The sequence below is a fragment of the Streptomyces sp. NPDC037301 genome (genome assembly GCF_055602785.1).
The window spans coordinates 455,173-477,079 of the sequence record NZ_JBVJWD010000001.1; the positions used below are offsets into that span (position 1 = coordinate 455,173).

General features: G+C 68.6%; 18 protein-coding genes and 2 tRNA genes. 4 read left to right on the forward strand and 16 right to left on the reverse strand.

Features of this window, described 5'->3' with window-relative positions; all coding sequences use genetic code 11:
* Nucleotides 1-22: 22 nt before the first annotated feature.
* From mreD to ACZ7IB_RS02210, 7 genes are all read right to left on the reverse strand, one after another.
* Nucleotides 23-685 (reverse strand): rod shape-determining protein MreD, encoded by a 663-nt coding sequence (gene mreD / locus ACZ7IB_RS02180; protein ID WP_470908412.1) that lies wholly within the window; start codon nt 683-685, stop codon nt 23-25.
* An 11-nt stretch (nt 686-696) separates the two neighbouring features.
* Nucleotides 697-1,731, reverse strand: coding sequence for a rod shape-determining protein MreC (mreC, locus tag ACZ7IB_RS02185; protein ID WP_470908414.1), 1,035 nt, complete (start codon nt 1,729-1,731; stop codon nt 697-699).
* A gap of 126 nt (nt 1,732-1,857) precedes the next feature.
* Entirely contained in the window at nt 1,858-2,877 is a 1,020-nt protein-coding gene (locus ACZ7IB_RS02190; RefSeq protein WP_114244480.1) for a rod shape-determining protein, read from the reverse strand.
* A gap of 289 nt (nt 2,878-3,166) precedes the next feature.
* Nucleotides 3,167-3,580, reverse strand: a complete 414-nt coding sequence (ndk, locus tag ACZ7IB_RS02195) for a nucleoside-diphosphate kinase (protein WP_093898216.1) — start codon at nt 3,578-3,580, stop codon at nt 3,167-3,169.
* A gap of 96 nt (nt 3,581-3,676) precedes the next feature.
* Nucleotides 3,677-4,036, reverse strand: a complete 360-nt coding sequence (locus tag ACZ7IB_RS02200) for a DUF4233 domain-containing protein (protein WP_470908416.1) — start codon at nt 4,034-4,036, stop codon at nt 3,677-3,679.
* A gap of 3 nt (nt 4,037-4,039) precedes the next feature.
* The gene (folC, locus tag ACZ7IB_RS02205; RefSeq protein ID WP_470908418.1) at nt 4,040-5,563 is read right to left on the reverse strand and encodes a bifunctional tetrahydrofolate synthase/dihydrofolate synthase; all 1,524 of its coding nucleotides are present in this window, start codon (nt 5,561-5,563) and stop codon (nt 4,040-4,042) included.
* A gap of 135 nt (nt 5,564-5,698) precedes the next feature.
* Nucleotides 5,699-8,320: a valine--tRNA ligase gene (locus ACZ7IB_RS02210; protein ID WP_470908420.1), complete on the reverse strand. Its 2,622-nt coding sequence runs from the start codon at nt 8,318-8,320 to the stop codon at nt 5,699-5,701.
* Between the two features lie 153 nt (nt 8,321-8,473).
* Here ACZ7IB_RS02210 and ACZ7IB_RS02215 point away from each other — a divergent pair, with 153 nt between their 5' ends.
* On the forward strand, nt 8,474-9,496 hold the full coding sequence (locus tag ACZ7IB_RS02215) for a hypothetical protein (RefSeq protein WP_470908756.1): 1,023 nt from the start codon (nt 8,474-8,476) through the stop codon (nt 9,494-9,496).
* 70 nt (nt 9,497-9,566) lie between these two features.
* On the opposite strand, the gene clpX is transcribed toward ACZ7IB_RS02215, so the two are convergent.
* The 5 genes from clpX to ACZ7IB_RS02240 all read right to left on the reverse strand — a co-directional run bounded on the left by clpX (nt 9,567) and on the right by ACZ7IB_RS02240 (nt 14,296).
* On the reverse strand, nt 9,567-10,865 hold the full coding sequence (clpX, locus tag ACZ7IB_RS02220) for an ATP-dependent Clp protease ATP-binding subunit ClpX (RefSeq protein ID WP_114244485.1): 1,299 nt from the start codon (nt 10,863-10,865) through the stop codon (nt 9,567-9,569).
* 157 nt (nt 10,866-11,022) lie between these two features.
* Nucleotides 11,023-11,703: an ATP-dependent Clp protease proteolytic subunit gene (locus ACZ7IB_RS02225; RefSeq protein ID WP_093898221.1), complete on the reverse strand. Its 681-nt coding sequence runs from the start codon at nt 11,701-11,703 to the stop codon at nt 11,023-11,025.
* Between the two features lie 80 nt (nt 11,704-11,783).
* The gene (locus ACZ7IB_RS02230; protein ID WP_176729207.1) at nt 11,784-12,389 is read right to left on the reverse strand and encodes an ATP-dependent Clp protease proteolytic subunit; all 606 of its coding nucleotides are present in this window, start codon (nt 12,387-12,389) and stop codon (nt 11,784-11,786) included.
* 263 nt (nt 12,390-12,652) lie between these two features.
* The gene (gene tig, locus ACZ7IB_RS02235) at nt 12,653-14,050 is read right to left on the reverse strand and encodes a trigger factor (protein WP_470908423.1); all 1,398 of its coding nucleotides are present in this window, start codon (nt 14,048-14,050) and stop codon (nt 12,653-12,655) included.
* A gap of 169 nt (nt 14,051-14,219) precedes the next feature.
* Nucleotides 14,220-14,296 (reverse strand) — tRNA-Pro (locus ACZ7IB_RS02240).
* Between the two features lie 167 nt (nt 14,297-14,463).
* Between ACZ7IB_RS02240 and ACZ7IB_RS02245 the strand changes: the two genes are divergently transcribed.
* Nucleotides 14,464-14,537, forward strand: a tRNA-Gly gene (locus ACZ7IB_RS02245).
* Nucleotides 14,538-14,654: 117 nt separating this feature from the next.
* On the opposite strand, the gene ACZ7IB_RS02250 is transcribed toward ACZ7IB_RS02245, so the two are convergent.
* Entirely contained in the window at nt 14,655-14,849 is a 195-nt protein-coding gene (locus ACZ7IB_RS02250; protein ID WP_266419258.1) for a hypothetical protein, read from the reverse strand.
* 478 nt (nt 14,850-15,327) lie between these two features.
* Here ACZ7IB_RS02250 and ACZ7IB_RS02255 point away from each other — a divergent pair, with 478 nt between their 5' ends.
* Entirely contained in the window at nt 15,328-16,482 is a 1,155-nt protein-coding gene (locus tag ACZ7IB_RS02255) for an acyltransferase family protein (RefSeq protein ID WP_470908425.1), read from the forward strand.
* An 18-nt stretch (nt 16,483-16,500) separates the two neighbouring features.
* Here the strand turns inward: ACZ7IB_RS02255 and ACZ7IB_RS02260 are convergent, their stop codons facing one another.
* The 3 genes from ACZ7IB_RS02260 to ACZ7IB_RS02270 are packed head-to-tail and all read right to left on the reverse strand — an operon-like array spanning nt 16,501 to nt 20,342.
* Nucleotides 16,501-17,007: an HD domain-containing protein gene (locus tag ACZ7IB_RS02260; protein WP_470908427.1), complete on the reverse strand. Its 507-nt coding sequence runs from the start codon at nt 17,005-17,007 to the stop codon at nt 16,501-16,503.
* Between the two features lie 9 nt (nt 17,008-17,016).
* The gene (locus ACZ7IB_RS02265; RefSeq protein ID WP_470908428.1) at nt 17,017-19,497 is read right to left on the reverse strand and encodes an ABC transporter permease; all 2,481 of its coding nucleotides are present in this window, start codon (nt 19,495-19,497) and stop codon (nt 17,017-17,019) included.
* Nucleotides 19,497-20,342 carry an ABC transporter ATP-binding protein gene (locus ACZ7IB_RS02270; protein ID WP_470908757.1) on the reverse strand — a complete coding sequence of 282 codons (846 nt, stop codon included), beginning with the start codon at nt 20,340-20,342 and terminating at the stop codon, nt 19,497-19,499. Before ACZ7IB_RS02270 ends, ACZ7IB_RS02265 begins: the two co-directional genes overlap by 1 nt.
* A 272-nt stretch (nt 20,343-20,614) precedes the next feature.
* Between ACZ7IB_RS02270 and ACZ7IB_RS02275 the strand changes: the two genes are divergently transcribed.
* Nucleotides 20,615-21,811: a cation:proton antiporter gene (locus ACZ7IB_RS02275; RefSeq protein WP_470908430.1), complete on the forward strand. Its 1,197-nt coding sequence runs from the start codon at nt 20,615-20,617 to the stop codon at nt 21,809-21,811.
* Nucleotides 21,812-21,907 lie beyond the last annotated feature (96 nt).

A 21,907-nucleotide genomic window follows, 5' to 3' on the forward strand; every position in this document is an offset into this window, starting at 1 on the left:
GTGTCCCCGCTGTGGTGCGGCCTCACAGTCGCTTGACTCCCTTGATCCGTCCGGCGCGTGCCGCTCGGTTGCGGGCGACCTTGACGCGCAGTCCGCCGCGCTGGCTGCCGATCCGCAGTCCGGTGCCGGAGGCCAGCCAGCCGGCGGCGACATCGCCGCCGCCGGAGGAGTCGGCGAGCGGATCGTTCACCGTGCGTCTGGCGATCGCCATGATCAAGGGCACGACGAACGGCGCGAGGAGCAGGTCGTAGACGGCGGCGGTGAACAGCAGGCTGCCGAGGCCCACGTGACGGGCCGCCGTGTCCCCGACGAGCGCGCCGACGAGCGCGTACAGCAGCGTCGAGCCGATCGCCGCGGCGACTACCGCGACCATCGGCACGAAGGCCGACTTGAGCTGCCCGTTCTCCGGCTTGACCAGTCCGGCGAAGTAGCCGATGACGCAGAGGACCAGTGCGTAGCGTCCGGCTGCGTGGTCGGCGGGCGGTGCCAGGTCGGCGAGGAGTCCCGCACCGAAGCCGATGAGGGCGCCGCTGACATGCCCGTACACGAAGGCGAGTGCGAGGACGACGAGGAGCAGCAGGTCGGGCGCGGCGCCGGGAAGCTGGAGGCGGGCGAGCACGGAGACCTGGACGACGAGAGCGACCACGACCAGGACGATGGAGAGCAGAGTCCGGTTCAAGCGCATGGGGATCAGCTCTACCTCTGCTCGTCTACCGCGTTGCCGGCGCTCGGTGTGGTATTCGGACTGCCGCTCGGGTCAGGGCTCTCGTTGACGTTCCCGACGACGTTGCCGTTGGTGTCGACGACGTCGCCGTTGGGCGAGATCGTGACGGTGACGGTCGGGGTGGGCTTGGGTTTGGCGGGCTTGGCGGGCGCCTTCGGGAGGACCATGTCGCGGGGGTCCTCGCGCGGGGCCTGGACGACGATGCCCACGATGTCGAGCTTGGTGAACCCGACGTACGGGCGGACATAGACGGTACGGGTCAGGCCGCCGCCGGACGGGTCGACGCGGACGACCTCGCCGACCGGGACGCCGGGCACGAACGGCTTGTTCTTGCTGGAGCCGAAGGTGACGAGACGGTCGCCCTTCTTCACCTTGGCCTTGCCGTTGAGGAACTGGACGGACAGCGGCTGGGAACCCTGGCCGGTGGCGAAGCCCAGTTCGTCGGTCTTCTCCATACGGGTGCCGACGGTGAAGTCGGGGTCGTTGGCCAGGAGCACCGTGGCGGTGTCCGGGCCGACGGTGGTGATCCGGCCGACGAGACCGTCGCCGTTGATGACGGTCATGTCGCGCTTGATGCCGTCGTTGGAACCGGCGTCGATCGTGACCGTCCAGGAGAAGCCCTGGGCCGCTCCTATGGCGATGACCTCGGCGGCCTTGATGCCGTACTGTCCGGCGGCCGACTTCTTCAGCATCCGGTCCAGCTCGCGGACCCGGTTGCGGTTCTGGTCGTCGCTGCCGAGCTTCGTCTTGAGCGCGGCGTTCTGCTGCTCCAGCTCGGCGATCCGGTTGTGCCGTGCGCCGGAGTCGCGTACCGCCCCTATGGCGTTGCCCACCGGATCGACGGCTGCCGCGACGCCGTTCTCAACCGGCCCGAAGACCGTGGCGGCGGCCCGCCGGGCGCCGTCCACCGGTGACTCCTCGCCGCCGCGGATGTCCACCGTGATCAATGCGAATGCGATGGCGATCAGCAGCACCAGGAGCAGCCGGCTCTCTCGTGTGTCCCTCACGTGCGGCGGCCGTGCCTTCCTCGTCGGAATGTTCGTGCCTGTATATCAACGATCGGCCGTACGGAGCGGCAGTGGTCCGCACAGCAGACTGATTGCGCCGCCCACCTGCGGGCCGGGCTGTGCCGACTACCTGCGGGGCTGGGCGTCCAGCACCTGCTGGAGCGCCTCGAACTCCTCGACACACTTGCCGGACCCGAGCGCCACCGAGTCCAGCGGGTCCTCGGCGATGTGGATCGGCATGCCGGTCTCGCGCCGCAGCCGCTCGTCCAGTCCGCGCAGCAGCGCGCCGCCGCCGGTGAGGACGATGCCGCGGTCCATGACGTCGCCGGAGAGCTCCGGCGGGCACTTGTCGAGCGTGGTCTTCACCGCGTCGACGATCGCGTTGACCGGCTCCTCGATGGCCTTGCGGACCTCGGCGGCCGAGACGACCACGGTCTTGGGCAGCCCGGAGACCAGGTCGCGGCCGCGGATCTCGGTGTGCTCGTCCTTGTCCATGTCGTACGCCGAACCGATCGTGATCTTGATCTGTTCGGCGCTGCGCTCACCGAGGAGGAGCGAGTACTCCTTCTTGATGTGCTGGATGATCGCGTTGTCCAGCTCGTCGCCGGCGACCCGGATCGACTGGGCAGTGACGATTCCGCCGAGCGAGATGACCGCGACCTCGGTGGTGCCGCCGCCGATGTCGACCACCATGTTGCCGGTGGCCTCGTGGACCGGCAGCCCCGATCCGATGGCCGCCGCCATGGGCTCTTCAATGATGTGCACCTGGCGCGCGCCGGCCTGCGTCGATGCCTCGATGACGGCGCGTCGCTCGACCCCGGTGATGCCGGAGGGCACGCAGACGACGACCCGCGGGCGGGCCAGGTAGCGGCGCTTGTGGATCTTCAGGATGAAGTAGCGGAGCATCCGCTCGGTGATCTCGAAGTCGGCGATCACGCCGTCCTTCAGGGGCCGTACGGCAACGATGTTGCCCGGTGTACGCCCGATCATTTTCTTGGCCTCGGAGCCGACCGCCAGGATGCCGCCGGTGTTGGTGTTGATGGCCACGACGGACGGCTCGTTCAGAACGATGCCGCGCCCCCTGACGTACACCAGCGTGTTGGCAGTCCCGAGGTCGATAGCCATGTCACGGCCGATGAACGACATTGAGTTCCCCTTGTTCCCCATGAGGATGCGTCGGGCCTTCCAAGAAAGCGATGATGGCTTGTTCTGGTCGGCGAGGTGAGCGCTGCGGCGTGGAAGATTCCATCGTAGTGCCGTGTGCACGGACACCGCGCGAGGGTCCTTCGCCTTTGTGGGCGGAACGGGTGGTCGTTCCACTCATGGTGACGTTACGTCGGAGTGATGCGTTCCCACGATCCGGGACCCTATGCCGAAGGGCGACCGAATTAATTCGGTCGCCCCAGGTCATGAGCGCTGAACGGCTGATCCGGGGTCAGGAAAGCCCCGGGAAGAAAAGCTTCAGTTCTCGCTCTGCGGACTCCTCGGAGTCCGAGGCGTGGATGAGGTTCTCCCGCGTGATCGTGCCGAAGTCACCACGGATGGAGCCGGGCGCGGCGGCGATCGGGTCGGTGGGGCCGGCCAGTGTACGGATGCCCTCGATGACCCGCTCGCCCTCGGCGACCAGCGCCACGATCGGGCCGGACTGCATGAATTCGACGAGCGGCTCGTAGAACGGGCGGCCGACGTGCTCGGCGTAGTGCTGCTCCAGCGTGGCGCGGTCGAGGGTGCGCAGCTCCAGCGCGGTGATCCGCCAGCCGGCCTTGCGCTCGATCCGCCCGACGATCTCGCCGACGAGTCCGCGCCGGACGGCGTCGGGCTTGAGGAGAACGAGGGTGCGCTGGGTCATGGTGTGCGGCTCCTTGCAGGCATGCGGGTGCGGTGAAGCGAGGCTACAGGGGTACGGTGACGGGCCTGCGGCCGGGTTTGGCCACGGGGTACCGGATCAGCCACCGGCCGGGGCCTCGGCCGCCTCCTGCGCGGCCGCCCAACGGGCCTTCACCTCGTCGACCTTGCGGCCGTAGTGCACCGAGGCCCACCACAGTCCGCCGAAGACCAGGCCGAGGATGAACATCATCGGGACGACGAAACCGCTCAGCACCAGGGCGATCTGCAGCGCCCAGCCGAGCTGTATCCCGCCGGGGCGGGTGATCATCCCGCAGAGCAGCACGGACAGCAGCATGCCGATGCCGCAGACCGTCCAGACCGTGGTGTTCGTCAGGTCGTCGGACTTCATCGCGACAAGTCCGGCGAAGCCGATCACGAAGAACTCGCCGATCAGCGTCGATGCACAGAGCGTACGCACGGGTCAGTGCCTTCCCAGGAGCAGTCGGGCCTCGCCGACCGTGATCACGGAACCGGTCACCAGGACGCCGGCGCCCGCATACTCGTCCTCCTCCTCGGCGAGGGTGATCGCCGCCTCCAGCGCGTCGTCCAGGCGCGGTTCGACCTGGACGCGGTCGTTGCCGAAGACCTCGACCGCGACGGCGGCCAGTTCGTCGACGTCCATCGCGCGGCCGCTGGAGTTCTGGGTGATGACGACCTCGGCGAAGATCGGCTCGAAGGCTTCGAGCAGCCCCTTGACGTCCTTGTCGCCGCTGGCGCCGACCACACCGATCAGCCGGGAGAAGCCGAACGCCTCGGAGAGCCCGTCGGCGGTGGCGCGGGCGCCCGCCGGATTGTGGGCCGCGTCCAGGACGACGGTCGGGCTGCTGCGGACCACTTCGAGGCGGCCCGGCGAGATCACCGAGGCGAAGGCCCGGCGGATCGTGTCGAGGTCGAGTGCGCCGGGCTGCTCGGCGCCGATACCGAAGAACGCCTCTACTGCGGCGAGCGCCACCGCCGCGTTGTGTGCCTGGTGGGCGCCGTACAGCGGGAGGAAGATCTCTGTGTACTCGCCGCCGAGGCCGCGCAGCGTCAACAGCTGGCCGCCGACCGCGATCTCGCGGGAGACGACGCCGAACTCCATGCCCTCGCGGGCCACCGTGGCGTCGACCTCGACGGCCTTCTTCAGCATGACCTGCGCGGCGTCGACCGGCTGCTGGGCCAGGATGACGGTGGCGTCCTGCTTGATGATCCCGGACTTCTCACCGGCGATCTCGGCGGGTGTGGCGCCGAGCCGGTCGGTGTGGTCCAGCGAGATGGGGGTGACGACGGCGACCGAGGAGTCGATCACATTCGTCGCGTCCCAGCTGCCGCCCATGCCGACCTCGACGACCGCGACATCGACCGGCGCGTCGGCGAAGGCCGCGTACGCCATGCCGGTCAGCACCTCGAAGAAGGAGAGCCGGTACGGCTGCTGGGCGTCGACCATCTCCACGTACGGCTTGATGTCCTGGTACGCCTCGATGAACCGCTCGGGGTCCATCGGGGCACCGTCCAGGCTGATCCGCTCGGTGATCGACTGGACGTGCGGCGAGGTGTAGCGGCCGGTGCGCAGGTCGAAGGCGCCGAGCAGCGCCTCGATCATGCGGGCCGTGCTCGTCTTGCCGTTGGTCCCGGTGATGTGGATCGAGGGGTACGCGCGCTGCGGCTCGCCGAGCACATCCATCAGCGCGGCGATGCGCGCGACGGAAGGCTCCAGCTTGGTCTCGCCCCAGCGCCCGGCGAGCTCCTGCTCCACCGCGCGAAGCGCCTTGTCCACCTCGGGGTCGGCGGGGCGGACGGGGACGTCCTGGCCCTGCGGCGGTCCCGAGCGGGTACGCAGGGTACGGCTCCCGGCCTCGATCACCGCCAGGTCGGGGTCGCGCTGGGTCGCTTCGTCGACGATCTCCGCGAAGGTCTCGTCGGGATCGGAGGCGTCGTGCCGGTCGGAAGGGCGGGGCTCACTCACGGGGCCAGTCTACGGATGGACACGGACATCGCGCGCAGCGCCCGGTCGCCGGAGTCCTGCACCGTGCGCGGGGACGGTCGAAGCCCCCGTGCTCCCGGCAGCGGGAGTGCGGGGGCTTCGCCCTCAGCGGGTGAGTCAGCCCTGCGGCAGGTTCGCCAGCTGGTTGGTGATCCGCTCGATGTCCGCCTCGGCCTTGGTGAGCCGGCCACGGATCTTGTCGACCACGTTGTCCGGGGCCTTGCCGAGGAACGCCTCGTTGGAGAGCTTGCCGTTGGCCTGGGCCTTCTCCTTCTCGGCAGCGCCCAGGTCCTTCGTCAGGCGCTTGCGCTCGGCCTCGACGTCGATCGTGCCGGACAGGTCGAGGGCGACGGTGGCCCCCGCGACCGGCAGCGACGCGGTGGCGTGGAAGCCGTCGCCGGCGGGCTGCAGGCGCAGCAGCTGGCGGATGGCCGCCTCGTGCGGGGCGAGCGCCGTGCCGGTCAGGGTGAGCTCGGCCGGAACCTTCTGGCCGGGCTGCAGGCCCTGGTCGGAGCGGAAACGGCGGACCTCGGTGACGACCTGCTGGACGAGCTCGATCTCCTTCTCGGCCGCGTCGTCGCGGAAACCGGAGTCGGTCGGCCAGTCGGCGATGACGACGGACTCCCGGCCCGTGAGCGCGGTCCAGAGTGTCTCCGTGACGAACGGGACGACCGGGTGCAGCAGCCGCAGCATCACGTCGAGGACCTCACCGAGGACCCGGCCCGAGACCTCGGCCGGCTTGCCGCCCGCGAAGAACGTGGTCTTGGACAGCTCGACGTACCAGTCGAAGACCTCGTCCCAGGCGAAGTGCCGGAGTGCCTCGCTGAGCTTGGAGAACTGGAAGTCGTCGTAGTACGCGTCGACTTCGGCGACGGTCTTGTTGAGCCGGGACAGGATCCAGCGCTCGGTCACGGACATCTCGTCGGCGGACGGCAGTTCGCCCTCGATCGTGGCGCCGTTCATCAGGGCGAAGCGGGTGGCGTTCCAGATCTTGTTGGCGAACTTGGCGGAACCCTGGACCCATTCCTCGCCGATCGGGACGTCGGTGCCCGGGTTGGCACCGCGCGCCAAGGTGAAGCGCAGCGCGTCGGAGCCGTACTTGTCCATCCAGTCCAGCGGGTTGACGACGTTTCCGAACGACTTCGACATCTTCTTGCCGAACTCGTCACGGACCATGCCGTGCAGGACGATGGTCTTGAAGGGCGGGACACCGTCGTTGACGTACAGGCCGAACATCATCATCCGGGCGACCCAGAAGAAGAGGATGTCGTAGCCGGTGACCAGGACGGAGTTCGGATAGAACTTCGCGAGGCTGTCGGTCCGCTCCGGCCAGCCGAGCGTGGAGAACGGCCACAGGCCGGAGGAGAACCAGGTGTCCAGGACATCGCTGTCCTGCGTCCAGCCCTCGCCCGTGGGGACCTCGTCGTCCGGTCCGACGCAGACGACCTCGCCGTTCGGGCCGTACCAGACGGGGATGCGGTGGCCCCACCAGAGCTGGCGCGAGATCGTCCAGTCGTGGAGGTTGTCGACCCAGTCGAAGTACCGCTTCTCCATCTCCTGCGGGTGGATCTTGACGCTGCCGTCGCGGACGGCGTCACCGGCCGCCTTGGCGAGCGGGGCGACCTTGACCCACCACTGGAGGGACAGGCGCGGCTCGATGGTGGTCTTGCAGCGCGAGCAGTGGCCGACGGAGTGGAGGTACGGACGCTTCTCGGCGACGATCCGGCCCTCGGCGCGCAGCGCGCCGACGATGGCGGACCGGGCCTCCAGGCGGTCGAGTCCCTCGAACGGGCCGGGGACGGTGATGACCGCGCGCTCGTCCATGACCGTGAGGAACGGCAGGTCGTGGCGCTTGCCGATCTCGAAGTCGTTCGGGTCGTGGGCGGGCGTGACCTTCACGGCGCCGGTGCCGAACTCCGGGTCGACGTGGTGGTCGGCGACGACGGGGATCGTGCGGTCGGTCAGCGGCAGCTTGATCTGCCTGCCGACCAGGTGCTTGTAGCGCTCGTCGTCGGGGTGGACGGCGACCGCGGTGTCACCGAGCATCGTCTCGGCGCGGGTCGTGGCGACGACGATGGTTTCGTCGCCCTCCCCGTACGTCATGGAGACGAGCTCGCCGTCGTCGTCCTGGTACTCGACCTCGATGTCCGAGATCGCGGTCAGACAGCGCGGGCACCAGTTGATGATGCGCTCGGCGCGGTAGATCAGCCCGTCGTCGTACATCTTCTTGAAGACGGTCTGGACGGCGGTGGACAGGCCCTCGTCCATGGTGAAGCGCTCACGGGACCAGGCGACGCCCTCACCGAGCCGGCGCATCTGGCCGGAGATCTGGCCGCCGGACTCGTTCTTCCACTTCCAGACCCGCTCGACGAACGCCTCGCGGCCCAGGTCGTGGCGGGACTTGCCCTCCTTGCCGAGCTCACGCTCGACGACGTTCTGGGTGGCGATGCCGGCGTGGTCCATTCCGGGCTGGTACAGCGCCTCGAAGCCCTGCATGCGCTTGCGGCGGACGAGGGCGTCGATCAGCGTGTGCTCGAAGGCGTGCCCCAGGTGCAGGCTGCCCGTGACGTTCGGCGGCGGGATGACGATGGAGTACGGAGGCTTCTCGCTGTGCTCGTCGGCTTCGAAGTAACCACGTTCTACCCAGCGCTCATACAGCTTCCCCTCCACCTCGGCCGGTGCGTACTGGGTCGGCAGTTCGGGGTTGCTGGCTGGCGTCTGCTGAGTGTTCTCGGTCACGGGGGACAGTTTAGAGCCGTCACAGTCCTGCACTGAAACCGGTTTGTTCGGTAACGGTGTCGCTCCCGGTACTCCGCGGCGGTGGACCTTCCGTCAGGATGTTCGAAACGCATAAGCATTCCGATGAGCATTTCCGAACAGGGGACACCGCAGATGAGCTACAACCAGCCGGGCCCGTACGGCGGGCAGCCTCCGCAGGGCCAGCCCGGACCGTACGGTGGCCAGCCGCCGCAGGGCCAGCCCGGACCGTACGGCCAGCAGCCGGGCCCGTACGGCGGCCAGCCGCCGCAGGGTCCGCCGCAGGGCCAGCCCGGTTACGGGTACCCCCAGCAGGCCCCCCAGGGTGTCCCGCCGCAGCAGCAGCCCCAGCCGGGCTACGGCTACCCGCAGGCCCAGCAGCCGGGCCCCTACGGCCAGCAGCCGCCCACGCCCCCCTACGGCGGCCAGCAGGCATACGGCGGCCAGCCCCCGTTCCCCCCGGCCCAGCCGAAGAAGAAGACCGGCCTGATCATCGGCGGCGTGGTCGTGGCGCTGGCGGTCATAGCGGGCGGGGTGTACTTCCTGACGTCGGGCGGGGGCAGCGACACGCTCAGCGACGACGGGCCGCACAAGCTGACCACGCCGGCGAAGGTGCTGGGCGAGTACAACCGCTTCGGCGATGACAGCTCGGGCGTGAAGCAGGGCGACAAGGCAACGAAGGAACTCACGTCCAGCGGCATCGAGAACGGCAAGGCCGTCACCGGGATCTACTCGGCGGCGGACCTCAGCAACTACGACCCCAGCGATCCGAGCACCATGCCGTCCGACGCGCTGACAGCGAAGGGCATCACTTATCTCGGCGCGTACGGCAAGATCGCGGACCCGGCGAAGGCGCTGGACACGTTCTTCGCCACGCTGAAGAAGAGCGCATCCGAGAACTCGAAGAACGAGGCCGAGCTACTCGGCGAGCCGGAGCAGGTGTCTCCCTCCGGCTTCGAGAACGGCATCATGAAGTGCCAGGCCGCCAAGGCCAAGGACGCCAGGGGCAAGTTGAAGACCGACTGGTTCTGTGCCTGGTCGGACTTCAGCACCATGGCGATGGTGTCCCCCGGCGACGTCACCAAGAACGTGGACAAGGACACCGCGGTCAAGATCACGACGGATCTCCGCAACGAGATCCGTGTCGAGGCCAAGTAGCAAGCACGGAACGGCAAAAGGGGCGCCCGGCCAGTTCACCTGGCCGGGCGCCCCTTGCGTTCACGTACCGCTACGCGGACTTCTCGTGCCGCCCGTCATCGCCCTTACCGATGGTCCGCGGCTCGCGCGGGACCAGGGTCGGGTTCACGTTGTTGCGGACGACGTCCGCCGTGATGACGACGCGGGCGACGTCCTTGCGGGACGGCACCTCGTACATCACGGACTGGAGGACCTCTTCCATGATGGCCCGCAGGCCACGCGCGCCGGTGCCGCGGAGGATCGCCTGGTCGGCGATGGCCTCCAGGGCCGGGCGGTCGAAGTCCAGCTCGACACCGTCGAGTTCGAACAGTCGCTGATACTGCTTCACCAGCGCGTTGCGCGGCTCGACGAGGATCTGCAGCAGCGCCTCACGGTCCAGGTTGTGGACCGAGGTGAGGACGGGCAGCCGGCCGATGAACTCCGGGATCATCCCGAACTTCACCAGGTCCTCCGGCATGACCTCCTGGAACTGGTCGCTGGCCTCGATCTCCCGCTTGGAGCGGATCGTCGCGCCGAAGCCGATGCCCTTGGCACCCGCCCGCGACTCGATGATCCTCTCCAGGCCGGAGAAGGCACCGCCCACGATGAACAGCACGTTCGTCGTGTCGATCTGGATGAACTCCTGGTGCGGGTGCTTCCGGCCGCCCTGCGGCGGTACGGAGGCGGTGGTGCCCTCCAGGATCTTCAACAGGGCCTGCTGGACGCCCTCGCCGGAGACATCGCGGGTGATCGACGGGTTCTCGCTCTTGCGGGCGACCTTGTCGATCTCGTCGATGTAGATGATCCCGGTCTCGGCCTTCTTGACGTCGTAGTCCGCGGCCTGGATCAGCTTCAGCAGGATGTTCTCGACGTCCTCGCCGACATAGCCGGCCTCCGTCAGCGCCGTCGCGTCGGCGATGGCGAACGGGACGTTGAGCATACGGGCCAGGGTCTGCGCGAGAAGCGTCTTGCCGGAGCCCGTGGGGCCCAGCAGCAGGATGTTGGACTTGGCCAGCTCGATGGCGTCGTCCCGGCCCTGCGCGCCGCCGTTCTCGCCCGCCTGGACCCGCTTGTAGTGGTTGTACACAGCGACCGAGAGGGCCTTCTTCGCGGGCTCCTGCCCTACGACGTACCCCTCGAGGAACTCGTAGATCTCGCGCGGCTTGGGGAGTTCCTCCCACCGCACCTCGGAGGTCTCCGCGAGCTCCTCCTCGATGATCTCGTTGCAGAGATCGATGCACTCGTCGCAGATGTACACACCGGGTCCCGCGATGAGCTTCTTCACCTGCTTCTGGCTCTTTCCGCAGAACGAGCACTTGAGCAGGTCGCCGCCATCACCGATGCGTGCCACGAGGTGCTTCCCCTTCGCCTGGGAGCAGCTTGGTTCAGCGGCTCCTGGTGCCTCTATCCGACGGTACCTTGCCTTGCCCCCCGTTCGGGCCCCCCTTGGCACGGTTCACACCGCCGATGCGGTGTGAACTCGCCGTGCCAAGGGGTGAAGGCTGATGTCAGACGGCCGTGGCCGCCTGCTTGCGGGTCGACACGATCTGGTCGACGAGACCGTAGGCGAGGGCGTCCTCGGCAGTCAGGATCTTGTCGCGCTCGATGTCGTCGCGGATCTTGTCGATCGGCGTGGTGGAGTGCTTGGCCAGCATCTCCTCCAGCTGGGTGCGCATCCGCAGGATCTCGTTGGCCGCGATCTCCAGGTCGGAGAGCTGCTCCCGGCCGGTCTGCGAGGACGGCTGGTGGATCAGTACACGGGCGTTGGGCAGCGCCATCCGCTTGCCGGGCGTACCCGCGGCGAGCAGCACGGCCGCGGCGGAGGCCGCCTGGCCCATGCAGACCGTCTGGATGTCCGGCTTCACGAACTGCATCGTGTCGTAGATCGCGGTGAGCGCGGTGAACGAGCCGCCGGGGCTGTTGATGTAGATCGAGATGTCCCGGTCCGGGTCCATCGACTCCAGGCACAGCAGCTGCGCCATGACGTCGTTGGCGGAGGCGTCGTCGATCTGCACGCCGAGGAAGATCACGCGCTCCTCGAAGAGCTTCGCGTACGGGTCGTACTCACGCACGCCCTGCGAGGTGCGCTCCACGAAGCGCGGCACGATGTAGCGGTTGTCCACCTGCGGGCCGGTGTAGAGGCCGCTCGCGGAGGCGCCGGGGAAGTTGTTCATGTGGGTGTTCACCATCCTGGTGGCGTTCTGTGGCTGGGTGTCTCGGCGTACGAGAGGTGTGCGGGGCGGTGGAGCCGGATCCGGTGGGTACCGGATCAGGCGCCGGTGCCGCCGCCGCCCGGAACGCCCGATGCGATCGTGATGATCTCGTCGATGAGGCCGTACTCCTTGGCCTCCTCCGCGGTGTACCAGCGGTCGCGGTCGCCGTCGCGGATGATCGTCTCGACCGTCTGGCCGGAGTGGCGGGCGGTGATCTCCGCCATCCGCTGCTTGGTGCGCAGCAGGTACTGGGCCTGGATCTTGATGTCCGAGGCCGTACCGCCGATGCCGGCCGAACCCTGGTGCATGAGGATGTCGGTGTTCGGGAGCGCGAAGCGCTTGCCCGCGGTGCCGCCGGTGAGCAGGAACTGGCCCATCGAGGCCGCCATGCCCATACCGATGGTGACCACGTCGTTCGGGATGTACTGCATGGTGTCGTAGACCGCCATACCGGCCGTCACCGAACCGCCGGGGCTGTTGATGTAGAGGTAGATGTCCTTGTCCGGCTCGGCGGCAAGGAGAAGCAGCTGCGCCGTGATCTTGTTGGCGATCTCATCGTCGACCTGCTGACCGAGGAAGATGATGCGCTCGCCGAGCAGTCGGCTGTAGACCTGGTCACCGAGGCCTCCACCGAGGGACGGCTCTCCGGCGGCGTAGGGCATCAGATTCGTCACGTATCCACCTGCTCGTCTCTGACGGCTCCGGCCGTCTCAGCGTCTTCGTACCGGTGGGCGGGGACTCCCCTGCCCTTCCTATTCATGGACCCTAACGCGCAGGTAGGACAACGCCATCCCGCTTCCGCAACTGTTCGCTGGGAGCGCAAGCTCCGCAGTCCGCACAAGGGTTGTGGGGCACCGTACGCCATACGACGACGGGCTCCGAACGCACAGCGTCCGGAGCCCGTCGTACGGGTTCAGCGCGAGGCTCAGGCCTCGTTCTTCTCCTCGGTGGCCTCGGCAACGGCCTCGGCGGCACCATCGGCGGCCTCGACCGTCTCGATGGCCTCCTCCTCGTCGTCCTCCAGCTCGACGACCTCACCGTTGGTGTCGACGACCTTGGCGGCCTCGACGACCACGGCCAGCGCCTTGCCGCGGGCGACCTCGCCGACGAGCATCGGCACCTGACCGCCCTCGACGACGGCCTGGGCGAACTGGTCGGGGCTCATGCCGGAGGAAGCAGCGCGCCGCATGAGGTGCTCGGTGAGCTCCTCCTGGTTGACGTTCAGCTTCTCCTTGTTGACGATCTCGTCCAGGATGAACTGGGTCTTGATGCCCTTGATCGCCTGCTCGGAGGTCTCGGCCTCGAACTCCTCGACCGTCTTGCCCTGGATCTCCAGGTACTTGTCGAGGGTCAGACCCATCTGACCGAGCTGGTGGTGCTCCAGGTTGTGCTTGCGGGTCTGGACCTCGTCCGCGAGCAGCTTCTCCGGGATCGGGACCTCGGCCAGCTTCAGCAGCTCGTCGAGGACGCGCTCCTGGGCCTGGGTGGCCTGGTCGAACTGCTTGGTGTTCTCGAGGCGCTTGCGGCTGTCCGCCTTCAGCTCGTCGAGGGTGTCGAACTCGCTCGCCATCTGGGCGAACTCGTCGTCCAGCTCGGGGAGCTCACGGGCGGCGACGGCGGTGACCTTGACGGTGACCTCGGCCTCCTTGCCCTCGGCCGAGCCGCCCTTCAGCTCGGAGGTGAAGGTGGCCTCGCCACCCGCCTCCAGGCCGGTGACGGCGGCGTCGATGCCGTCGAGGAGCTCGCCGGAACCGATGGTGTACGAGACACCCTCGGCCACGCCGTCCTCCAGGACCTCGCCGTCGACCTTGGCCTGCAGGTCGATCGTCACGACGTCGCCCTCGGCGGCGGCGCGCTCGACCGGGTTGGTGGAGGCGAAGCGCTCACGGAGCTGCTCCACAGCCTTCTCGACGTCCTCGTCGCTGACCTCGAGGGCGTCAACGGTGACCTCGATGCCGGAGTAGTCCGGAATCTCGATCTCGGGGCGTACGTCAACCTCGGCAGTGAAGGCCAGCAGCTCGCCGTCCTTCAGCTCGGTGATGTCGACCTCGGGCTGACCGAGGACGTTGAGCTCACCCTCGTTGACAGCCTCGGTGTAGAACTTCGGGAGGGCGTCGTTGACGGCCTCCTCCAGCACCGCACCACGGCCGAACCGCTGGTCGATGACCCGGGCGGGGATCTTGCCCTTGCGGAAGCCCTTCACCGTGACCTGCTGGTTGATCTTCTTGTACGCCGCGTCGAGGCTGTCCTTGAGCTCCTCGAAGGGCACCTCGACAGTGAGCCGAACCCGGGTCGGGTTCAGGGTCTCCACGGCGCTCTTCACGGTTCGGTCTCCTTGTGGCTGACTTCTTGGGGTTCTGCTCCGCCGCACGGGAGGCGGCTTCGCGGACCGAGCCCGGTACATCAGACACACGGGCACGCGTTTTGCATAGTAACGGCAAGGAGACGCACTCCCACAATGCGATCTTGCCGGTGGTCTGCGATCTTGCCGATGGTCGGGGTGGCCGGATTCGAACCGACGACCTTCCGCTCCCAAAGCGGACGCGCTACCAAGCTGCGCCACACCCCGTCGGTGCGACACGTAGGGTACATGCAGACGGGCAGTGCATCAGCCGCTTTGCGCGGGTGGCACCGAACGCGACACCGGGTGACCGCAATCGGGTGTGCGGGCAGCGCCATCGACCCGCTACGATACTTCTCGTTGCCGCCGGTCCCCGGACCTGCGGTGCGGTGCTTGCGGGCGTAGCTCAATGGTAGAGCCCTAGTCTTCCAAACTAGCTACGCGGGTTCGATTCCCGTCGCCCGCTCCATGTTTGGGCCCGGTCCGACGAATTCCTCGTCGGACCGGGCCCTTTGCGTTCCGGCCGTGTTCTGCCCGCGCCCTGCCGGGCCTCTCGCGCCGGAGCGCGGCCGCCGGCGCGGCCCGATCAGAAGCTGATCTGGTTGATGGTCTCCGCTATCGAGTTCATGAACCTGTTTATCGACGGAGCCATGCCGGTCGATGCCAGGAAGAAGCCGAAGAGCACCGCGACGATCGCGGGTCCGGCCTTGATGGAGCCGCCTCGGATCAGGACCACCAGGATGATCGCCAACATCAGCACCACAGACAGTGAAATGGCCACAACTGATCACACCCTTGGTCGGTCCGCCTTGCCGGCCCGGAGGTGTGCGGCCGAGCACTCCTCCGTTCCGTCCATCGTGCCACCAACTCCCCCGTGGTCGCTGCCAGGTGACGGATCGAACGGACGGGATCGCGCCATCCTTGCGCCCCGCGTGCGCCCCGGGCGCACGGCCGCACAAGGTGTGGCACAGGGCCCCGCCAAGGCTCTCCGCACCTTCGAGTGAACTGTGAATCGAATAATCACAACGGCTTGCGACTGTGACGGTTTCCATATCCACACACTTTATTCACAGGCAATTCCAAGACTCGAGTGCGACGAAATTCACCCCCCTCAACCGCCTGACGATATGCACCATTTAAGAGGGATGAAGCCGGGCATAGTGGGCGGTTTTTGGCGGTTTCGCTTTTGATTGGACGCGGACATGCAATATCCGTGGGCGGTTTTACGAATTGCAATCGCGGCGTCTAAGGTGCCTTAGATGTTCCACGCTCCGAACGTATTTCAGAGGGCCCCGCTCCCACCGGCGACCCGGGAGTCGGAGCCCAGACGCCAAGGGACGATGACTGCCACCGCGGCACCCCCCGCACCGGTGGCGAACAAGCCTCCGGCCGCCGCGCCGGCGAAGAAGCGTGATGCCTACTTCGACAACGTCAAATATCTGGCCATCGTGCTCGTCGCGGTGGCTCACTCGTGGGAACCGGTGATGGACGGCAGCCGGACCGCCCGTGCGCTGTACATGGTGGCGTACACCTTTCACATGCCGGCGTTCATCATCGTCTCCGGCTATTTCTCCCGCTCGTTCGACATGTCCGCCGCCAAGGTAAAACGCCTGGTCACCGGCGTTGCCGTGCCCTATGTGGTGTTCGAGACGGCTTATTCGCTGTTCAAGCGGTACGCGGACGGCTCGCCCGATCATCCGATCAGCCTGACCGACCCCTGGTATCTCACCTGGTTCCTGATCGCGCTGTTCATCTGGCGGATCACCACACCGCTGTGGCAGGCACTGCGCCATCCACTGCCCGTGGCGCTCGTCATCGCCGTGCTCGCCTCTTTCTCCCCGACGATCGGCGACGATCTCGATCTCCAGCGTGTTCTGCAGTTCCTGCCGTTCTTCGTGCTGGGACTCCGGCTGAAGCCCGAGCATTTCCAGCTCGTCCGCCGGCGTGAGGTGCGGATGCTCGCGCTCCCGCTGTTCGCCGGGGCCCTGCTGTTCGCGTACTGGGCGGCACCGCGGATGCAGCTGGGCTGGTTCTACCGCAGCAACAGCGCGCCCGAGATGGGCGCTCCGTGGTGGTCCGGAGCCGTGATGACACTGGCGATGTTCGGCTGTGCGCTACTGCTCACCATCGGGTTCCTGTCCTGGGTGCCGCGCCGCCACATGTGGTTCACCGTGCTCGGCTCCGGAACGATCTGCGGCTATCTGCTGCACGGATTCCTGATCAAGGGCGCCGGATACGCCGGGGTGTTCGACACCTACGCATGGCTCTCGACGCCCGGCGGCCTGGTCCTCGTCTCACTGGTCGCGGCCGGTGCAGTGACGCTGATGTGTACGCCGCCGGTGCGGCGGGTGCTGCGCCCGGTGACCGAGCCGGACATGAACTGGGCGTTCCGGCGGGGCCCGGCCAGGCTCTGAGCCCCGCCGACGCGCGGATCAGTCCTTCGCCGTGTTGGCTGGATCCGATTGCTCGGTGGGCGATTCGCCCGAGGTGAGTCCCAGCAGCCCCCGTACCAGCGCATACTTCTCGGCCAGTCGGGTGCGGGTCGCCGGTTCCAGCACGGCGAGGCGGGCCGGGTCGGCGTTGTGTGCCAGGTCGGACTCCTTGATCAGCAGGGCGCCCGGGGTGTCGAGGATGCGCCGGGTGTACGAACCGAGGTCCTCGCCGTCACGTTTGGTGACGGCGAGGACCATGTCCTTGACCTCCTGAGACAGCGCGGCGTCGGCCAGCCATTCCTCCGACAGCGCGTCGTCCTCGACGGCGTCGTGCAGCCAGGCCGCGGCGATCTGTTCGTCGCTGCCGCCCCTGATCCGTACGCCCTCCGCGACGGCGTGGAGGTGTTCACCGTACGGGCGTCCCGCCTTGTCCGTCTGTGAACGGTGGGCCATGCGGGCGATCGCCTCGACTTCGGCCAGGTTCAGGTTCCTGCGCGGCGTGGTCATGGTCCGACTTTACGGACGGGCGGCCGTTGTGCGCAGGGCCGCACGGGCCGGGATCATTGCGGCGGCGAGGCCGAGCCCGACGGTCGCGGCGACGAACGATCCGTACAACACCGGCGGGATGTAAGGCGATTCACCCGTCAGCCCCTTCATCATCGGGATGAGTGTGGCCAGTGCGATGGCCGTGCCGAGCGCGGCTCCGGCCACCGTGATGAGCAGCGCCTCCCAGCGGATCATGCCCATGACCTGGCGGCGGGTGGAGCCGACGAGGCGGAGCATGGTCAGTTCGCGGCGGCGGTCGAGAACGGTCATCACCAGGGTGTTGACGGCGGCGACGGCGGCGAATCCGCCGAGGACCGCGGCCATGACGGTGTTGGCCCAGGCGTTGATCTCACGGCCCTGGTCCTGCGCGGCGGCGTAGCCGGAGCGGTCGGTGACGGTGCCGAGCGCGGTGAGCTTCTGCGCGGCGGCGGGAGTGGCCCGTACCAGCACGTCGGAGGCGTACGGGGACGTGACATGGGTCTTCAGGTCGGTGGCGGGCAGGGTGACGAGGCTGGTGCCCAGGCCGCGGCCGTAGACGGCGACGATCTTCGGTGACGCCTTGGTGCCGTCCGGGAGGCGCAGGGCCAGCCGGTCGCCGGTGGCGAGCTTCGTGGAGCCGGCGAGGCTGGTGTCGATGGCGACGGTGCCGGGCCGCAGGCCGGTGAGCGATCCCGTCCGCACGTCGAGGTCCTGGACCTTGGCGAGGTCGGCGCCGGAGCCGATGACCCCCTGGGCGGAGGTGTTCTGGAGCCTCCGGTCGCCGCCCGATCCGGTGGGCACCAGGACGGAGCCGCGGAGCAGGCCGACGGCGGTGGAGACGCCGGGGGTGGCCGCCGCCCGTGCGGTGGCGTCGGAGGCGAGGCCCGCCGGGGCGGAGACGATGTGGTCGGCGGTGATGGCGTCGCGCTGCTGGTGTGCGATCACCCGTTCCTCGCTGGTGTGCATGAAGACGAGCGTGGAGGAGAAGGCCATGGCGAGCACGATCGGGGTGATCGCGGAGGCCAGCCGGCGGGAGTTCGTGCGGGAGTTGGCGGCGGCCAGCGAACCGGACGCACCTGCCGCGCGCAGCGGGAAACCGATGACGGCGGTGCAGATCCGGGCGATCAGCGGGCCGAGCAGGCCGACCGCGAGCATGAAGAACATGACGACACCGAGCGCGGCGTTCGCCGCGTCGTCGCCGCTCGTGGAGGCGGCGACGCCCGCGAACACTGTGCCGCCGATGAGGGCGGCGATGCCGAGCGGGGTGCGGATCCAGCCGAACGGGGGGCGTTCCACCGCGGACTCGGCGAGGGCCAGCCCCGGCTTGGTCTTCGACGGTCGGCGGGCGGCGAAGTATCCGGCGCTCAGCGCGGTGAGCATCGTGGCGGCCGTGGCGATGGTCAGGGGCAGCCAGGACACGTTCAGGCCGACGGCTTCAGGGATGGCTCCCCTGTCCTGGAGCTGCCCGAACCACCAGTGGGCCAGGGCGATTCCGGGCAGGCAGCCGAGCGCTCCGGCGAGCGGGGCGATGAGCAGGGACTCGGTGGCGACGGTGCGGCGCAGCTGGCGCGGGGTGGCGCCGATGGCGCGCAGCAGGGCGAACTCGCGGCTGCGCTGGCCCACGGAGAGAGCGACCGTACCGGCGGCGGTGAAGACGGCGACCATGGTGGCGACGCCGCCGAAGGAGCCGCCGAGGCCGGCGAGGAGTTCCTGGGCGCCCGCGAGTTCCGCGTCCTCGACGGCGCCCCGGCCGTCACCGGTGTGGACCTTGGCCCCGGCGGTGTGGCCGACGGCCTCGCGTACCTGGTCGGCGAGGGTGCCGGTGGGGGTGGAGCGGGTGGCGAGCACGGCGATGGCGTCGACCTGGCCGGGGTGGCCGGAGAGCTGTACGGCCTGCCGGTCGGCGAACCAGACGGTGCCGTCGGTGGCGGTGGTGCCCGATACCCGGAACTCCCGTACACCTGCGGGCGTGTCGAGGGAGATGTTCTCGCCGATTTGGTCCTTGGTGCCGGTGGGGACGACGACTTCGCCGGACTTGGGCGCGTCGCCGGTGAGCAGCCTCGTACCGGTGAGGGCGGTGGAGCTCCAGCCGTGTGCGGTGAGAGGGGTGTTGTCCTGTCGTACGGAGTAGCTGACGTCCCCGATCGCGGCTGCCGCGCCGGGGGCCGAGGCGGCCTTGCCCACCAGGGATTCGGGGAGCCGCGCGGTGTCCGGGACGGGGGTGGCGGCGTCGTACGCGCCCTCGCCGCTGCCGACGGTCATGTGGACCCGCTGGTCGGCGGCGACCACCACGGGTGCCTTCGCGTAGCGGTCCGCGGGTACCGAGGCGCGCAGGCCGGTCTCCAGCAGGATGCCGCAGGCGGAGACGATCGCCGCGGCCAGCAGGAGCGCGACGAAGGTCCCGACGAACGACGAGGGTTTGAAGCGGACGGCCGCGCGGGCGAGGCCGTTCGGGACGTGCGGGGTGAACATCAGGCTGCTGCTCCTGCGTGGGCGGGGGCGGTGCGCGCGGTCAGCGCGGTCATCCGGGCGGCGATCTGTGCGGCGCCGGCGCGCGGCAGGCTGCCGGCGATCGCGCCGTCGGCGAGGAAGAGCACCTGGTCGGCGTAGGCGGCGGCGGCCGGGTCGTGGGTGACCATCACGACGGTGGCGCCGAGGCTGTCCACCGCGTTGCGGAGCAGGGCGAGGATCTCGGCGGCGGTGGTGGTGTCGAGGGCGCCGGTCGGCTCGTCGGCGAAGATCACATCGGGCCGGGTGACCAGGGCGCGGGCGACGGCGACGCGTTGCTGCTGGCCGCCGGAGAGCTGGCCGGGGCGGCGCGCACCCTTGTCGCCGAGGCCGACCCGGGTGAGCATCTCGGCGGCTGCGCGGCGGCTGCGGGCGGAGCCGGTGCGCTGTCCGGCCAGGCGCATGGGCAGGACGACGTTCTGCTCGACCGTGAGGGACGGGAGCAGATTGAAGGCCTGGAAGACAAAGCCGAGGCGGGTACGGCGCAGCTCGGTGAGCCGGTTCTCGCTCATGCCGGTGATCTCGGTGCCGCCGAGGCGTACGGAGCCTTCGGTGGGGCGGTCGAGTCCGGCCGCGCACTGCAGGAAGGTCGACTTTCCCGAGCCGGAGGGGCCCATGACGGCGGTGAAACTGGCGCGCGGCAGGGCGAGGTCGATGCCCCTCAGGGCGTGGACGGCGGAGCCGCCGCGGCCGTACTGCCTGCGGACGCCTCGCAGTTCCACGGCAAGGTCCGAGGGGCCGGGCCCCTGGTGGATGTCCGCCGTGTACTGCCTGTCCTGCGCGCCCTGCTTGGTGCGTCGCAGCCCCATGGTGTCCGCCTTCCGTTGTTCGTCGGCCGGTCGTCCGGCCGATACCTCGAACGTACGGATCACCAGCGGGTCCGGACCATGGCGGCTGCTGGCGGATCGAGGGTGGGGCAAACCCCAGGGTGCTACCGGGGGTGGGCAAACCCCAGGGTGCTGTCGGGGGCGGCCATACTTGCAACGTCAATCATTCGGTAAACTAATTACTGACGATTCCTTGACGCTCTCTTGACCTACCGAAGGACAGGCTCATCGGACACGCAGACACGCTCATCGCCATGGGCGGCGCCTTCCTCGCCGCCGCCGTTCTCGCCCGCGTCGGCAGCCGCATCGGACTGCCGACCATCCCCTTGTTCATCCTGGCCGGAATCCTGCTCGGCCCGCACACGCCCGGCATCGTCCTCGTCGCCGACCCGCACGACCTGGAGATGCTCTCGGCACTCGGTCTGGTGCTGCTGCTCTTCTACCTCGGCCTCGAATTCCATCTCGACGACCTCAAGGCAGGCGGCCGCAAGATGGCGCTCGCCGGTGGCGCCTATCTCGCCCTGAATGTCGGCGCCGGGCTCGGCTTCGGCTTCGCGCTGGGCTGGGGCACATCCGAAGCGCTGGTCCTCGCCGGTGTGCTCGGCATCTCGTCGTCGGCCATCGTCACCAAGGTCCTGGTCGACCTGGGCCGTATCGGCAATCCGGAGACCAAACCGATCCTCGGCATCATCGTCGTCGAGGACGTGTTCCTCGCCCTGTATCTGGCCGCCCTCCAGCCGATCCTGTCGGGCGCCGACAGCCTCTCCGCCGCGGCGGTCGACGGCGGCAAGGCCTTCGGCTTCCTGCTGCTGCTCGCCCTGGCCGCCCGGTTCGGCACCAAGGTCATCGGCAAGCTGATCAACACCCGTGACGACGAACTCCTCGTCATCTCCTTCCTCGGCGCCGCGGTCTTCGTGGCGGGTGTCTCGGAGTGGTTCGGGGTCGCGGACGCGATCGGCGCCTTCATGGTCGGCCTGATGCTCGGCAGTACGTCCTCCGGCACGCGCATCCTCAAGCTGGTCCACCCGCTGCGTGACGCCTTCGGTGCGATCTTCTTCTTCGCCTTCGGCCTCTCCATCAACCCGGGCGATCTGCCGACCGTCCTGTGGCCGGTGCTGGCCGCCGTCGCGGTGACCCTGGCCATGAATGTCCTCGCCGGACTTGCCGCCGCCAAGGTGTACGCGTTCGGCCCGCAGGCCACGGCGAACATCTCCACCACACTGGTGGCCCGCGGCGAGTTCGCCCTGATCCTCGCCACGATGGCGGCGGCCGCGGGGCTGGACGAACGGCTCTCCCCGTTCATCGCCGGATACGTACTCGTCCTCGCGGTCCTCGCACCACTGGCCGCCGGAAGGTCGAACTGGCTGGCCCGCATCCTGCCGGGCGGGCGGGGCCGGGGTGAGGACAGTGACAGCGGCAGCGGCGCCGGGCAGGTCTCGGTCCCGGCCTGAGACGACGGCCGGCGTGTCCGGGCACGGGGGCCCGCCTCGTACCCGGACATGTCGACGCCCACGTTCCGGTGACGGGCCAATTCCCGTTGACGTACG